General features: G+C 69.9%; 1 protein-coding gene. It reads left to right on the top strand.

Features of this window, described 5'->3' with window-relative positions:
• Positions 1–1,455 (top strand): hypothetical protein (locus EKO23_RS25605; RefSeq protein WP_167880649.1); only part of this gene is annotated, 1,455 nt, incomplete at both ends.

The raw sequence follows: 1,455 nt of genomic DNA, 5'->3' as shown, positions 1-1,455 counted from the left end.
TCGTCTACGGCGTCGCGGGCATCGGCAAGTCGGCCCTGCTCAACGCCTTCGCGAGCGGCGTCCGAGAGTCCGGGACGCAGGTGTGGCAAGTCGACTGCGCGGCCATCGATCCGACGGAGTCGAGCTTTCGCACGGCGCTCGACGCGGCGGGCTGGCAGGCGGGAAGCGCGGGCGTCGTGCTCGTCGACACGTATGAGATGTTCCGCATCGCCGATCCCTGGTTGCGGCACGAGCTTGTTCCGTCGTTGTCGACGCAGCTGCGCTTCGTCATCGCCGGGCGTGACGCTCCGATGCTCGAGTGGTCGACCGAGAGGGGTCGGGTGGGTGGGCTCGAGATCCTCCCGCTCGTCGGGTTGACCGACGAGGCCGCGCACGCCTTTCTCGCGGACGCGAATGTGGCAGAGGACCACGCTGAGATGATCTGCCGAGTCGCGCGCGGTCACCCTCTGTCCCTTCGGCTCGCTGCGGAGGCGGACGTCGCCCACGTACCGATCGACGAGGTCGGGTCGCGCGTGGTCTCCGCGCTGGCGACCGCTTTTCGCGCCGGCCTCGATGAGGAAGGTCGCCGACTCCTCGACGCCGCATCGGTGCCTCGCCGAGTGACGAGAGGTGTCCTCGAGGCAATGGCGTGCCGGGACGCCGATGACGCGATGGAGAGGCTTGGGGCGCTCAGCTTCGTGGACGAGACGTCGGAAGGTTTGCGGCTCCACGACGCGGTGCAGGCCGCAGTGTCCGCCCGTCTTCGTGCTCTCGAACCCGAGCGGTTCCGCGAGCTGCGCCTGGCCGCGTGGCGCCATCTCCAGAACGAGACACGGCGGGCAGGCGCGAGCGAGCTCCGCCGATTCACCGCGGACCTCCTCTTCCTCATCGACAACCTGTTCGTCCGCGAGGCGATGTTCCCGGCGAGTGCCCATGCCTTCAGCGTCGAGAGGTCGCGCGAGGAGGACGCCGAGGCTCTGCGAGCGTTGTGGCACGAGTTCGAGACACCAGAGGGCGCCTCGGTGTTGGACGCGTGGTTGCGCCGTCGTCCGGACGCGGTCCGTTCGGTGCACGACCGGACCGGAGCGGTCGTCGGGTGTTCGATCGTCGCCGAGTGGAGAGACATCCCTTCCTCGCTCGAGCGAGTCGACCCGGTCGTCTCAGCCTGGTCGCGTCACGCCGCGCGTGACCCGCTGCCTCCCGGCAGGCGGACGCTCACCCACCGGCGCTGGCTGGCCGCCGGTGCCGGTGAGGGCCCGAGCGGTGTGCAGGCCGCGGCGATGCTCGACATCAAGCGTGACTTCTTCCGCCTGCGGCCGCACCTGGGCCGGCTGTACCTCGGCGTCCGCGACCCCCGGCCGTTCCTCGATGCGCTGCGCACGCTCGGCTTCCGTCCCTTCGACGAACCCATCGAGGTCGGCGGCGAACCATTCCATCTCGCGGCGCTCGACTTCGGACCGGACTCCGTCGACGGGT

It is taken from the genome of Nocardioides guangzhouensis (genome assembly GCF_004519545.1).
GTDB lineage: Bacteria > Actinomycetota > Actinomycetes > Propionibacteriales > Nocardioidaceae > Nocardioides > Nocardioides guangzhouensis.
The sequence above is the reverse complement of the archived record's forward strand: the minus strand, read 5'-3'. Positions and strand labels throughout refer to the sequence as shown.